We start from the raw sequence: 13,153 nt of genomic DNA on the forward strand, positions 1-13,153 counted from the left end.
CGAAAGTACTAGCCGCGCGGCACCGTCGCGTTCGCCTCGTCGGTGTCGACGATGCGCTTGCCCAGCGGGAACAGCGATACCGGAACCAGCTTGAAGCTCGCGATCCCCAGCGGGATGCCGATGATGGTGACGCACATGGCGACACCGGTGAAGATGTGGCCCAGCGCGAGCCACCAGCCCGCCAGGACCACCCACAGCACGTTGCCGATCGCCGAGAAGGCCCCCGCGCCGTCCTCGTCGACCAGGCGCCGACCGAAGGGCCAGAGCGCGAAGTTGGCCATCCGGAAGGAGGCGATCCCGAAGGGAATGCCGAGCACCGTGACGCACAGCACGAGGCCGGCGACCACGTATCCCACGGCCATCCAGAAGCCGGAAAGCACCAGCCAGACGACGTTCAGCAACAACCTCATAAAACCAGCGTGCCATGTCGCGATCGAGCCGCCATCGGTGATCGCCCCGAGATGGCGTCGGTTCAGACCCGTAGGGTGCCGCTGAGGACCGTGACGGCGCGCCCGGAGATGCCCACGCGATCACCGCGCAGACTCATCCGCACGATTCCGCCGCGCGGTGATGCCTGCTCGCCGACCAGGTCCTCGCGCCCGAGCAGAGGAGCCCACCAGGGAGCCAGGGCGCAGTGCGCCGATCCGGTCACCGGGTCCTCGGGGACGCCGGCTCGAGGGCCGAAGAAGCGGCTGACGAAGTCGATCCCCTCCCGGTCGCCGAGCGCGGTGACGATCACTCCACGAGCGGGGATCCGCGCGAGGGCGTCGAGGTCGGGCCGCAGCGCGCGTACCTCGTCGGCCGAGCCCACCCGGACGAGGGTGTCGAAATCACCCTGGAAGACGTGCTCGATCGTCGCACCGGGCAACCCCGCGACCAGGTCCTCGGGCGTCCGTACCGGCTCCGACGGCTTGGCGGGGAAATCCATCTCGATCCGGCCGTCCGCGGTCGCGGTGCAGGTCAGCACGCCGCTGCGGGTGTCGAAGCGTTGCTCGCCGCCGAGGACGTGCGCGGTGGCCAGCGTGGCGTGGCCGCACAGGTCGACCTCGGTGGTCGGGGTGAACCAGCGCAGTGGCTTCGGTTCGTCACCGGATCCGCCCGCGACGACGAACGCCGTCTCCGCGTGCTTGAACTCCGCGGCCACCGACTGCATCCAGGAGGCCTCGGCAGGGGCGTCGAGCACCACCACTCCGGCGGGGTTGCCACTGAAGGCGGTCTCGGTGAAGGAGTCCACGACATGAGCGTCCATGATCGAGGAGTCTATGCCCGGCGGGCTCCACCGGGCACGCCCGCTTCCGAGGTCCCGGCGCGGGTCTCGACTGTTCGCCACCGGTGGGGTAACCATTGTGATTCGGTACACACGGCTTTCGGGAGGCAACCGTGACGGAGACCGGATCGACGACGATCCCCACGAGCCCCAGCTACGCGTCGGGGACCTCCGACGTTCCGCTGCTGGGGGACACCATCGGGGCGAACCTCGACCGCACGGCGGCGCGCTTTCCCGGGCACGACGCGCTGGTCGAGTACGCCACGGGACGCCGCTGGACCTACGGCGAGTTCGACGCCGACGTGAGCACGCTCGCGCTCGGGTTGCTCGACCTCGGCATCGGCAAGGGCGACCGGGTCGGGATCTGGGCGCCGAACCGGGCGGAGTGGACGCTGCTCCAGTACGCCGCGGCCCGGATCGGCGCGATCCTGGTCAACATCAATCCCTCCTACCGCGAGCACGAACTGGAGTTCGTCCTCAACCAGGCCGGGACTCGGCTGCTCGTCGCGGCGAAGCGGTTCAAGAGCTCGGATTACGAGGCCATGGTCGAGCAGGTGCGGTCCCGTTGCCCGGACCTGGAGCACGCCGTCTTCCTCGACAGCCCGGAGTGGGAGTCGCTGTGGCGTCGTGGCACCGCGGCCGACCCCGGGCGGTTGACCGCGGCGAAGGCCGAACTCTCGGCCGACGACCCGATCAACATCCAGTACACCTCGGGAACCACGGGGTTCCCCAAGGGCGCCACGCTCTCGCACCACAACATCCTCAACAACGGGTTCTTCGTGGGCGAGCTGTGCGGCTACACCGAGCACGACCGGGTGGCGCTCTGCCCGCCCTTCTACCACTGCTTCGGCATGGTCATGGGCAACCTCGCCTGCACGAGCCACGGCTCGGCGATGGTGATCCCGTCCGAGGGCTTCGACTCCGGCGCGGCGTTGGCGGCCGTCGACGCGCAGCGTTGCACCTCGTTGTACGGCGTGCCGACGATGTTCATCGCCGAGCTGGACCGGCCGGACTTCGACGGTTACGACCTGAGCTCGTTGCGCACCGGGATCATGGCCGGATCTCCGTGCCCGGAGGAGGTGATGAAGCAGGTCATCGACCGGATGGGCATGACCGAAGTGGCGATTTGCTACGGGATGACCGAAACGAGCCCCGTGTCGACGCAGACCCGCGCCGACGACTCGCTGCGGCGGCGCGTGTCCACGGTGGGCAGGGTCGGGCCGCACCTGGAGGTCAAGATCGTGGATCCGGCAACGGGACTGACCGTGCCCGTGGGGGAGTCGGGTGAGCTGTGCACCCGGGGCTACTCGGTGATGCTGGGCTACTGGCGCCAACCGGACAAGACGGCCGAGGTGATCGACTCGGCCCGGTGGATGCACACCGGCGACCTCGCGACGATGGATCCGGACGGCTACGTGAGCATCACCGGCCGCATCAAGGACATGATCATCCGTGGCGGGGAGAACCTCTACCCCCGGGAGATCGAGGAGTTCCTGTACACCCATCCGGACATCCTGGACGCGCAGGTCGTCGGCGTTCCCGACGAGCGCTACGGCGAGGAGCTCATGGCGTGGGTGCGGCTGCACGAGGGATCCCCCGAGCTCACCGTCGAGTCGTTGCGCGAGTTCTGCACCGGCAAGCTCGCGCACCACAAGATCCCCCGGTACGTGCACGTGGTGGAGGAGTTCCCGATGACCGTCACGGGCAAGGTGCGCAAGGTCGAGATGCGTGAGCAGGCCAAGCGGTTCCTCGGCCTCGGCACCGCGTGATGTCGGCGGGTCGGGCGGCTCTCGGCGGGGCCGCCCGACCCGCCTGGAGGTGACGAAAGTAACAAACCGCTCTCGCCGTCGGTGTCGGCTCAGGGGTGGTAGGTTCCACGAGCTCGGAGGATCACCGTGACCACGCCCGTGATCAGGCCGAGCGGTGCCAGCATCGCCGCCAGGTTCAACCACAGGGGCAGGTTCCGGACTCCGGTGGCGCCCATCCCGAAGATGACGACCACGGCCACCAACCCGACCCCGAACAGGCACACCGAGACGGGAAGCGTGGCGGATTTGGACGTGAAGCGAGGCATAACAGCAGCGTAAGTCGACGTGTCCGGGAATGTGCGGGAAGGTGGTGGTGGGCACCGCGCCGGGCTCGCGGGGTATCACAGGACAAGACGGTGCTGTCTGCCACGTGGAAGGTAGGCTTAGGAGGACGCGCCCTGGGAGCGCCTGATCGCGTGGCGTCTCCCGGGCGCTTTCGTCGTGCCGGGGCGAGAACGACATCGGTCCCGTCGACGGGACGTGCAGGAAACGACCGCGGACCGCTCGCGGTGTCGCCGGGCAGCCACGTCGGTGCCCGCCGCACACGAGCGAGGGGTCCCAGCATGTGACAGGGAACGGTGAGGACAGTGCCGACCGGCAGGGTCAAGTGGTACGACGCGAACAAGGGCTTCGGCTTCGTGACCCAGGACGGTGGGGAGGACGTGTACGTGCGGGCCTCCGCGCTGCCGTCCGGGGTGGAGGCGCTCAAGACCGGCCAGCGGGTCGATTTCGACATGGCCCAGGGGCGGCGCGGACCGCAGGCGCTCAAGCTCAAGTTGCTGGATCCCCCGCCGTCGGTGGTGGAAGCACGGCGCCGTCCGGCCGACGAACTACACGGCATGGTCAACGACATGATCAAGCTGCTGGAGGACAGCGTGCTCCCGGAGCTGCGCAAGGGTCGTTATCCGGATCGCAAGTCGTCCAAGCGCATCGGTGAGACCGTCCGCGCGGTCGCGCGTGAGCTCGATCCGGGCAATTCCTGAGGACCGCGTGGGTCTTCCGGAACCGTCCGGGAGGCTCACGCCCTGCTCGAGGGCTCGTCCTCGGCGTGCGTGTCGAGGACCCAGGTTCCGCCGATGCTGAACAGGATCCCTCCGCTGGGAGTGATCGTCACGGGTGCCGAGTAGCGCTGCACCTCGATGTGCTCGACCTGCCCGTCGCCGGGAACCCGCAGCGTGTAGGCGTGGCGCTTGCCCGGGTCGAAGACGGGGCTGCGCTCCTTCACCTGCTTGCCGTCGGGACCGCGGTAGCGGAACACGACCTGCCACGGTGCGGAGGACAGCTCCTCGGGTACCGAAATCTGCACCGGTGCTTCCGTGGGCACTCCCAGCTCCCCCACGTTGCTCCGGTCGGGACGCGAGCACTGCTTGCCCAGCTCGTTGCAGAACAGCACGGGGGCGACCCTGGTCGCGTCTCCGTGGGAGTAGAAGGTGACCTCGGGACGGCTCTCGCCCGCGGAGCAACCGGTCAGGGCGATCCCCGCCACAGCCAGCAGTGATATCAGTCCTCGGCGCACGTGTCCGAGCCTACGACCCCGGCCGGAGCCCTCCGTCCCCCGGTTCGGGTCGCGCTGTCGGGAAGGTCATCGGGGCACGAAGCGGACGCGGTAGAGCCGCGGCCAGTTCTTCCCCGTCAGCAGGAACTCGCCGTCGACCGCCGCGATCCCGTTGAGGACCCCGGCCGCGGCGCGCTCCCCCTTCGGCAGCAGGCCCGCGGCGTCGACCACGGCGGTCACCCGCCCCGAACCGGGGTCGACGCGCAGGATCTGGTCACTGCCCCACAAGTTGGCCCAGACGTGTCCGCCCGCGCACTCCAGCTCGTTGAGCTCGGTGACCGGCTCGCCGCCGAGCCGGACCGTGGCCCCGCCGGTGGCGGCGAAGGTGTTCGGGTCGCGAAACGTCAGGCGGGAGCTGCCGTCGCTCATGACCAGCTTCGTCCCGTCGTGGCACAGTCCCCAGCCCTGACCGTCGTAGTGCACCCGTCGGATCTCGTCGAGACTCGTGCGGTCGCGCTGGAACGCCACTCCGGCTTTCCAGGTGAGTTGCCAGACGCGGTCGCCGACGACGGTGAGGCCCTCACCGAAGAACTTCTCGGGAAGTCGCCGCTGCTTCAGCACGCGCCCGTCGCGCGGGTTCAGCGCACGTACCGTGGACTCTCCGTGCTTGCCCGTGCTCTCGTAGAGCGAGCCGCCCGCGACTTCGAGGCCCTGGGTGAACGCGCGCGGATCGTGTTCGAGCGCACGCACCACATCGACGCTGAGATGTGGCACGCTGCTGGCGTGCCTCAAGCCCTGTTCGGTGTGCTCGCGGTCGTCGTGGCCGTGCTGCTCCGCTGGTACCTGCGCCGATCCGCAGCTCGCCGCCAGCAGCACCAGACCGATGGCGAGCGCGCCTCGAAACCGATTCCGGACCGTCCCCCGCACGCGTATTCGCACTCCGAAAGGGTGACACGGTCGGTACCTTCGGCGCAGTCGTGCGGCACAATCGGGGACGTGACGCCTACGCCTGCTCCGACCAGTGACACCGAGACGGCCTCGGGATCCGGGCCGCGGCGTCGGCCCGATCCGGTACTGGCCGATGCGGTCGACATCGCCCGCGGTGCGGCTCAGGAGGAGGCGACCGCAGGTGCGAACCCCCTTCCCACGGAAAACGTCGACGAGGAAGCGGTGGGTACGCACGCGGGTGTGGTCGCCGAGTCCGCCGAGTCCGCGACGCACTTCTTCGAGGCGAACTACGCCGGATACGTCGGCTGGCGCTGGGCAGTGGCGGTGGCTCGGGCGGGGGCCGGAGCGCCGGTCACCGTCAGCGAGGTCGTGCTGCTGCCCGGCCCGGACGCCCTGACCGCTCCCGACTGGCTGCCCTGGAGCCACCGGATCCGCCCCGGCGACCTCGGAGCCGGGGACCTGCTCCCCGGTGAGCACGAGGACCCGCGGCTGACCTCCGGCGCCTCCGACGATCCCGAGCTGGCGCAGCTGGCCGGCGAGATCGGGCTGGGACGCAATCGGGTCATGAGCAAGGAAGGCCGGTTGCGGGCCGCCCAGCGGTGGTACACCGGTGACTTCGGCCCGGACAACGAGATGGCGCAGCTGGCCCCGGGCTCCTGCGGCACGTGCGGGTTCTTCATGCCCCTGGAGGGCTCGATGCGGGTGGCCTTCGGGGCCTGCGGCAACGCGCTGTCCCCCGCGGACGGCCGCGTGGTGCACACCGAGTTCGGCTGCGGTGCCCACTCGGAGGCCGAGGTGGACGTCTCCTCGACCGTGCCGGTGGCCGAGGTCGTCTACGACGACACGACGGTGGACTACGAGCCGCGCGAATCGGGGCGGGAGTGACGCAGGCCGACCCGTTCGGCACGGCGGCGCTGCGAGATGCCGTCACGCGATCGTGGGAGCGGTCACCGGCCCGGTTCCGGGAGGACGCCAACACCGAGGAGGACCTGCGGCTCGGTGGTTACCGGGACAGGCTGCTGGTGGAACTGGCGCAGAACGCCGCCGACGCCGCCGGTTCCGGGGGCGTGCTGGCCGTGGAGCACGTCGGCGGGGAACTCCGGGTGGCCAACACCGGTGAGCCGCTGACCGAGCAGGGGGTGGTCGGGCTGGCGTCGCTGCGCGCCTCGGCCAAGCGCGACGGCACCTCGGTCGGCCGGTTCGGCGTCGGTTTCGCGGCGGTGCTCGCCGTCAGCGACGAACCCAGGGTGCTCTCGACCAGCGGCGGAGTGGCGTTCTCGGCGGCGCGCACTCGCGAGCAGGTGGCGGCTCTGCCGGGAGCGGCCGCGGAGATGACCGCGCGCGGGGGGGAGGTCCCCGTGCTGCGGTTGGCGTGGCCGGTCGAGGAGGTCCTCACCGAGGGATTCACCACCGAGGTGCGGCTGCCGCTGCGTGCCGGGATCGACGCGCACGCGCTGCTGGAGTCCTTTGCCGAGCAGGTGCCCGACCTGCTGTTGGCGCTGCCCGCCCTGTCGGAGATCCGCATCGGCGAGCGTGGCTGGCGACGGCAGGACCTCGACGCCGATCGCGTCACCGTGCACGGCCCGGAGAGCAGTGAGAGCTGGTTGCTGCACCGCGGCGGTGGGCACCTGCCGGGATCCGCGCTCACCGGGCTGGGGGCCGAGGCCAGGGACAGCACCGGATGGTGGGCGTGCTGGGCGGTTCCCCTGGACGACGAGGGCGCTCCGGTCGCGCTGACCGGGGACGTCCTGCACACCCCGACGCCGACCGAGGAACGGCTCTCGCTGCCGGCTCGGTTGCTGGCGAGCGTGCCGGTGGAGGCCGATCGACGCCGTGCGGCCTCCTCGGCCGCGGCGGACGCGGTGCTGGATCGGGCCGCCGAGTGCTACCCGGAGCTGATCGCCAAGGTCGCTCCGGAGCAGCGTGCGGAGCTGGTCCCCGTTCCGGGCTTCCCGGCATCCGATGTGGACGAAAAGCTGCGGCAGGCGGTGCTCGACCGGCTGCGGGTCGCCTCCTGGCTGCCCGCCGCCGACGGCGGCTTCGTGGCCCCGCACGAGGCGAGGGTGCTCGACGAGGCGTCCGAAGAGCTGGTCGGGCTGCTGGCGGAGGTGATCCCCGGACTGATCGTGGCGGAGTTCTCCGGCGCGCGGCACCGGCGGGCGCTGAGCGCGCTGGAGGTGCGACGGCTGGGAGCGGCCGACCTGGTCGAGGCGGTGACCGGACTGCGGCGCTCGGCCGAGTGGTGGCGGAGTCTCTACGCGGCGCTGCTGCCCATCGCGCGGGAGGAGACCCGCGAGGAGCTCGCCGCGCTTCCCGTCCCGCTGGCCGACGGCAGAACCGTGACCGGGGTGCGCGATGTGCTGCTCGGTGACGGTGACACCGAACCCGATCCGGTGGCCCTGCTGTCCACTCTGGACATTTCCGGTCTGCGCATCGCAGACCCGCGAGCCGTGCATCCGTTGCTGGAGCGGCTGGGAGCACACCGCGCGGGACCGGCCGAACTGCTCGACGTATCGGCGTTGGCCGACGCCGTCCGGCACAGCGTCCCCGACGCGCGCTCGGGTACGGACCCGCGCCCGCTGGCCGAGGCCGTGCTGCGGCTCGTCGACAGCGTCGGTGGGCGGGACTGGCTCGGTGCCCTCGCGCTTCCCGACGCCGACGGCGACCACCGCCGGGCCGACGAGCTGCTGCTGCCCGGCGCGGCACTGCTGGACGTGCTCGACTCCGAGGTCGTGGGCGGGGAAGGACCGCTGGGCGTCGTCGCCGACGACTTCGCCGCACGATGGTCGCCGGAGCTGCTGCGCGCGGTCGGCGTGCTGGACACCTTCGAGGTCCACGTCGAGGAGGAGCCCACCGAACCACCGGAGGGACTCGCCGACACCGAGCGCTGGTGGAGCGGGCGGGGGACGGAGCAGCCGCCGGAGCGCTTCGTCGGCGTCCGTGACCTCGACCTGGTGTCCGACGACGCCTGGCCCGCCGCGATCCGCCTGCTGGCACGTGAGCGGCACACGCTGGAGGCACTGCGGGAGCCCGGGGGTTACACGTCCTGGTGGATCGCCCGGTTCGCCCTGCTGGCGGGGAACCCTCCGCGGCAGTGGCGGCTGCCGGAGTCCGAGGAGCTCGCGGGGCTCTACGAGCCGGTGCCCGACGTCGGGCTGGAGCCCGAACACCTCCGGCTGGCCGGTGTGTGCGCCGAGCTGTCCGTGGCCGACATGAGCGACGTCCGCGACCTGACTCGACGCCTGGGCGACCGCAATCGCACGGTTCGCGCGGGTACGGCACTGCGCGCGCACCGCGCGCTCGCGGAGGCGGTCACGAACGGAGTCGTCGACTCCGCCGACGCGGAACCGCCGGAGGCGGTGCGCTCGGTCACGGGAGCGGTGGTCGGCGCGGAGCGTGCCGTGGTGCTCGACGAGCCGTGGTTGCTCGGCGTGCTGGAGGCACCGCTGGTCGTGGCGGGCGGCAGTCCCGAGCAGTTCGACGCCGAGGCACTCGCCGAGCTGCTCGACCTGCCGTTGGCCTCGGAGAACGCCGTGATTCAGGTGAGCCACGGCGGCGGAGTGACCCAGCGGTGGCGGGACGTCGGTCGTGTTCCCGCCGCGTGCGAGTTGTTGGGGATGCCGGTGCCCTCCGGCGAGGTCGTCCTCCAGGACGGCCTGAAGGTGCACACCGCCGACGGGGAGCAGTCGGTGCACTGGTGGGTCGACGGTGCCGGCACGGTCTACGCGGAGCGCACGCCGGACGGCCTCTCCCGGGCGCTGGCCTGGGCGGCGGACCGCTGGAGCGAGCGCTTCGCCCTCGCCGCCCTGCTGGCCGACCCCGCCGCCGTGACCCTGCTGCGCTGACGGCGCCCGGCGGTGCGTGGTGAGTCGTGCGGTTTCGCGTGGAATTGGGAAATCCCGGTTTCGCGCGAAACCGGGAAAACGCACCGCACGCGGTGCCGCCGGTGCCGCTCGCCGACTCGCTGCGTAGCACCGCGTGCGCCGGTCGTGGAGGATGTGGTGGCGGGAGTCGGAGTGCGCGCCGCCTTCCGGCGCTCGGAGTGCCGTACACCGACCCGCCACCGGGCGGCAGCTGCTGACCGGAACCGGTACGGTCACCGATCGGAGGTGTGGGAGTGCTGGGATTGTGCCAGGAAGACTCGTTGTCCGCCGGGTCGGTCCCGCCCGAGCCGGATCCCGGGGCGGTTCCTCCGGAGCCGGACCCCGATCCGGCCCCGCCGGAACCGGAGCCGGAACCCGAGCCGGACCCGTTCCCGCTGCCCGATCCGTTTCCGGACCCGGACTCCGACCCGCCCTTCGAACCGGATCCGGAAACACCACCGCCGCCGGAGTAGGAACGCCGCGCGTAGGGGTCGCTGTCTCGAAGGATGAACGGGCCGTTTGGGCAGTCACACCACCAAGGCGGTCCGTTCACCACGGCGTCGGGGCTGCTCCTGGCCGCCGGGTTTCGCCGCCTGGTCCTCGCCGTCCGTCTCGGCCGTCGCGGCCCGCAACGCCGAGAGGTCGATGCTCAGCGGCTGCATCCGCATCGGATCGACCGGAGGCAGCGCGGAGACCAGGGCGGGAATCGCCTCCCCGGCACGTAGCTCCTCCAGGCGGACGCGGTCGCCGTCGACGATCGTGCGCACCGCCCCCCGGCTGGTGCGCGAGACCGACGCCGGCACCTCGGTGCCCTCCTGGGCGGAGAAGCGCGGATCGAACTCGACGCTGGTGGAGGGGTAGATTCCGAGCAGGTCCCAGACCTCGTCGCTGGCCCGCCCGCTGCCGTTGATCAGTCTGCGCCGTCTGCACCGCTGCTCGGCGTTCTCGAACTCGGCGACGACGTCGGTGACGGCGGTGCCGTGGTTGCTGTAGGAGGCGATCGTCGGAACGCGGTTGATGCCGGACTTCTCGGCCAGCACGGCGTACTCGAGCAGGTCGAGCTCGGTCGTGGTCGGCACGGTGTCCCCCGTATGTCGATTGTCGTGGTCGAAGCGACGGTAGCGACCACGGCGTCCCGGCGGGGGCGTCACCGAGAATTCAGCCGTCCAGACCGGATAACCCTCTCCACGCGCCGCGTGACCCGCGACGGGAGGCCGAACGTTGCCAGCGGAACACTCCGTAACCGGCGACTCCCAGGAGTCCTCCGATCAGCGAGGTCCAGAACCGGATGGTGAGGTCACCGCTCATCCACTCCGTGATCCCGAAGAAAGCACAGGCGGCGAACCACAGCAGGGTTCCCACCAGAACGACCGGGGTGGGTTCGGCCAACCGGTGTGGCAGCGGTGGCACCGCGTGCATCGGTGCCGGTCGCGTGGGGGTCTCACTGTCGCTGGCCACATCGGGAAGGCTACGCCACCTCCCGCGCGGTCGTGACACGATAGGGGACACGATCGGGTGACTGCTTTGTCCTGATTCCGTGGATGGTTTGGTAGACTAACGACGTGGTCGACACCGCCGAACGCGAACGCACACTGGCCAGCCGAGTGCGGCTGGCGGTCGTGCGGCTGAACCGCCGGTTGCGGGCACAGGCGGACTCCGGTGTGACGCTGTCCCAGCTGTCGATGTTGTCCTGCCTGCGCAACAACGGGGCGTTGACTCCGGGCGAGCTGGCCTCCAGGGAAGGTGTCCAACCGCCCTCGATGACGCGGGTGATCGCCGCGCTGGAAGGCATCGGGCTGGTGGCCCGCCGCAAGCACCCCACAGACGGTCGTCAGGCCATCGTGGAGCTGACCGAGCTCGGAAGCGACCGCATCGAGCGGGAGATCTCGGCGCGCGAGCAGTGGCTGGACACGAAGGTCGCCGAGCTCACCACGGAGGAGCGCGAGACGCTGTCCCGAGCCGCAGCGATCCTGGACAGGATGGCGAGCACGTGACCGAGGAGTGGAACGCGTAACAGTGACCGCGCATACCCCTGACCGACCGGGCACCGAACCGGAGGGGGACGCGGATACCCGGGCGCGCGAATCCACGTCGGACACCTCTGTCGACGCGGGCGGCGGCATGTTCCGCTCGCTGCGCGAGCGGAACTACCGCTACTACGCCTCCGGGCAGGTCGTCTCGCTGACCGGGACTTGGATGCAGCGGGCCGCGCAGGACTGGCTCGTGCTGGATCTCTCCGGAGGCAGCCCGGCGGCGCTGGGTGTGGCGGTGGCCCTCCAGTTCGTTCCGACGCTGGTGCTGACGCTGGGCGCCGGAGTCGTGGCCGACCGCTTCGACAAGCGGCGGCTGCTCATCGCGGTCCAGGTCGCCATGGGGCTGTGCGGACTGGCGCTGGGCCTGCTCGACGTCTCCGGGATCGTGCTGCTGTGGCACGTTTACGCGCTCGCGTTCGTGCTGGGCTGCTTCTCGGCGATCGACTCGCCGGTTCGTCAGTCGTTCGTGGTCGAGATGGTCGGCCCGGCGCAACTGACCAACGCGGTCGCGCTGAACTCCATGACGTTCAACCTGGCCCGCATCGTGGGGCCCGCCGTGGCGGGGATGCTGATCACGGTGGTCGGTACCGGTTGGGTGTTCCTCGGCAACGGTCTGAGCTCGGCGGCTGTGGTGCTGGGGTTGGTGGCGATGGATCCCACCCGGTTGTACCGCGTGTCGCGGTCGCCGAAGGAGGGCAACCAGCTGATCGCGGGCCTGCGCTACGTGCGCGAGCGGCCCGACCTGATCGTGATCATGGTACTGGCGTTCTGCGTCAGCACGTTCGGTATGAACTTCGAGAGCGTGTTCGCGGTGATGGCGCGCAACGTGTTCCACCGCGCCGCGTCGGGGTACGGCCTGCTGATCACGATGCTGGCCATCGGGACCCTCGCCGGTGCCGCACTGGCCGCGCGTCGTGGTGGACGCCCGCGGCTGCGGTTGCTGTTCGGCAGCGCGGGGACCTTCGGTGCGCTGGAGGCGGCGGCGGGGTTCATGCCCGGCTACACCACCTTCGCGGTGTCGTTGATCCCGGTCGGCCTGGCGGTCATCAGCTTCACCACCAGCGCGAACTCGAGCGTGCAGCTGTCGATCGACCCGGAGATGCGGGGCAGGGTCATGGGGCTGTACATGATGCTGTTCCTGGGCGGGAGGCCGATCGGCGGGTTGGTGTCCGGCTGGTTGGCCGAGGTGCTGGGAGGTCGGGCACCCCTGGTGCTGGGTGGGCTGGCCTCGCTGGTGGCCGCGTGCGTGGGGGCGGCGGTGCTGTGGCGACGCGGACGGGTTGCCACATCGAGCAGGTTAGGCTAACCTAAATCATGTCCGCTTCGTGGTGGGAGCGGCAGTCAGTTCGGGAACTGACCGGGGCCCGGTCTCCCTCGGGAGTTCGGGCCCCGATCATGCCCGCTGTGGCCAGCCACCGCCACAGCAGGCCTACGTCCTCGCTCTGGTTCTCGGCGCTGAGGACGTCGGCATGTTCAGTTGTGGCCAGTCGTGGGTGGCCTGCCAGGCCAGCGTGGGAATCGTCGTCACCGCGACCAGCCCCGCTCAGGCCCGCAGCAGCGCTCGTCGCCACCATCAGCAGCGCCATACCGCCCGCGACGAGGGGAACGGGTGTCTTCGCCAGCGCGTGCGGGCGTTCCCGTGCGAACCGCGACCGTGCTGGTCATGGAGACCTCGTTCGGGAGGTGGCCACCGCTCGGCGCGGCCACGCTCCCGTGAAAGGACGTCCCCACGGGGTTCG

General features: G+C 70.6%; 14 protein-coding genes. 7 read left to right on the plus strand and 7 right to left on the minus strand.

Annotation, left to right across the window (positions count from 1 at the left end; translation table 11 throughout):
• Positions 1–8 precede the first annotated feature (8 nt).
• Both FHX42_RS19805 and FHX42_RS19810 read right to left on the minus strand, forming a co-directional pair.
• Complete coding sequence (locus FHX42_RS19805; protein WP_182545928.1) at positions 9–410, minus strand: YccF domain-containing protein; 402 nt, start codon at positions 408–410, stop codon at positions 9–11.
• A 62-nt stretch (positions 411–472) separates the two neighbouring features.
• The gene (locus FHX42_RS19810; protein WP_182545929.1) at positions 473–1,249 is read right to left on the minus strand and encodes a PhzF family phenazine biosynthesis protein; all 777 of its coding nucleotides are present in this window, start codon (positions 1,247–1,249) and stop codon (positions 473–475) included.
• A 131-nt stretch (positions 1,250–1,380) separates the two neighbouring features.
• Between FHX42_RS19810 and FHX42_RS19815 the strand changes: the two genes are divergently transcribed.
• A complete protein-coding gene (locus FHX42_RS19815) occupies positions 1,381–3,036 on the plus strand; it encodes an AMP-binding protein (RefSeq protein WP_328796448.1) in 1,656 nt (551 codons plus the stop codon).
• Between the two features lie 89 nt (positions 3,037–3,125).
• Here FHX42_RS19815 and FHX42_RS19820 read toward each other — a convergent pair whose 3' ends face one another.
• Positions 3,126–3,341 carry a hypothetical protein gene (locus tag FHX42_RS19820; RefSeq protein ID WP_182545930.1) on the minus strand — a complete coding sequence of 72 codons (216 nt, stop codon included), beginning with the start codon at positions 3,339–3,341 and terminating at the stop codon, positions 3,126–3,128.
• Positions 3,342–3,662: 321 nt separating this feature from the next.
• On the opposite strand from FHX42_RS19820, the gene FHX42_RS27500 reads away from it, so the two are divergent.
• On the plus strand, positions 3,663–4,058 hold the full coding sequence (locus FHX42_RS27500) for a cold-shock protein (protein ID WP_182545931.1): 396 nt from the start codon (positions 3,663–3,665) through the stop codon (positions 4,056–4,058).
• 35 nt (positions 4,059–4,093) lie between these two features.
• Here FHX42_RS27500 and FHX42_RS19830 read toward each other — a convergent pair whose 3' ends face one another.
• Positions 4,094–4,591 carry a DUF2771 family protein gene (locus tag FHX42_RS19830; protein ID WP_182545932.1) on the minus strand — a complete coding sequence of 166 codons (498 nt, stop codon included), beginning with the start codon at positions 4,589–4,591 and terminating at the stop codon, positions 4,094–4,096.
• Positions 4,592–4,657: 66 nt separating this feature from the next.
• The gene (locus FHX42_RS19835; RefSeq protein WP_328796450.1) at positions 4,658–5,509 is read right to left on the minus strand and encodes a glutaminyl-peptide cyclotransferase; all 852 of its coding nucleotides are present in this window, start codon (positions 5,507–5,509) and stop codon (positions 4,658–4,660) included.
• Between the two features lie 57 nt (positions 5,510–5,566).
• Between FHX42_RS19835 and FHX42_RS19840 the strand changes: the two genes are divergently transcribed.
• The 3 genes from FHX42_RS19840 to FHX42_RS19850 all read left to right on the plus strand — a co-directional run bounded on the left by FHX42_RS19840 (position 5,567) and on the right by FHX42_RS19850 (position 9,854).
• Positions 5,567–6,403, plus strand: a complete 837-nt coding sequence (locus FHX42_RS19840; protein ID WP_328796452.1) for a DUF3027 domain-containing protein — start codon at positions 5,567–5,569, stop codon at positions 6,401–6,403.
• The gene (locus FHX42_RS19845) at positions 6,400–9,363 is read left to right on the plus strand and encodes a sacsin N-terminal ATP-binding-like domain-containing protein (protein WP_182545934.1); all 2,964 of its coding nucleotides are present in this window, start codon (positions 6,400–6,402) and stop codon (positions 9,361–9,363) included. Before FHX42_RS19840 ends, FHX42_RS19845 begins: the two co-directional genes overlap by 4 nt.
• A gap of 272 nt (positions 9,364–9,635) precedes the next feature.
• Positions 9,636–9,854, plus strand: coding sequence for a hypothetical protein (locus FHX42_RS19850; RefSeq protein ID WP_182545935.1), 219 nt, complete (start codon positions 9,636–9,638; stop codon positions 9,852–9,854).
• A 54-nt stretch (positions 9,855–9,908) separates the two neighbouring features.
• Here the strand turns inward: FHX42_RS19850 and FHX42_RS19855 are convergent, their stop codons facing one another.
• Entirely contained in the window at positions 9,909–10,460 is a 552-nt protein-coding gene (locus FHX42_RS19855) for an ESX secretion-associated protein EspG (RefSeq protein ID WP_182545936.1), read from the minus strand.
• Positions 10,461–10,539: 79 nt separating this feature from the next.
• Positions 10,540–10,839 (minus strand): DUF2530 domain-containing protein, encoded by a 300-nt coding sequence (locus FHX42_RS19860; RefSeq protein ID WP_328796453.1) that lies wholly within the window; start codon positions 10,837–10,839, stop codon positions 10,540–10,542.
• A gap of 104 nt (positions 10,840–10,943) precedes the next feature.
• On the opposite strand from FHX42_RS19860, the gene FHX42_RS19865 reads away from it, so the two are divergent.
• Together FHX42_RS19865 and FHX42_RS19870 are read left to right on the plus strand one after the other, a co-directional pair.
• Positions 10,944–11,375: a MarR family transcriptional regulator gene (locus FHX42_RS19865; RefSeq protein ID WP_182545937.1), complete on the plus strand. Its 432-nt coding sequence runs from the start codon at positions 10,944–10,946 to the stop codon at positions 11,373–11,375.
• 22 nt (positions 11,376–11,397) lie between these two features.
• Complete coding sequence (locus FHX42_RS19870; protein ID WP_328796454.1) at positions 11,398–12,720, plus strand: MFS transporter; 1,323 nt, start codon at positions 11,398–11,400, stop codon at positions 12,718–12,720.
• Positions 12,721–13,153: the final 433 nt, after the last annotated feature.

The organism is Halosaccharopolyspora lacisalsi (assembly GCF_014137975.1).
Lineage (GTDB): Bacteria > Actinomycetota > Actinomycetes > Mycobacteriales > Pseudonocardiaceae > Halosaccharopolyspora > Halosaccharopolyspora lacisalsi.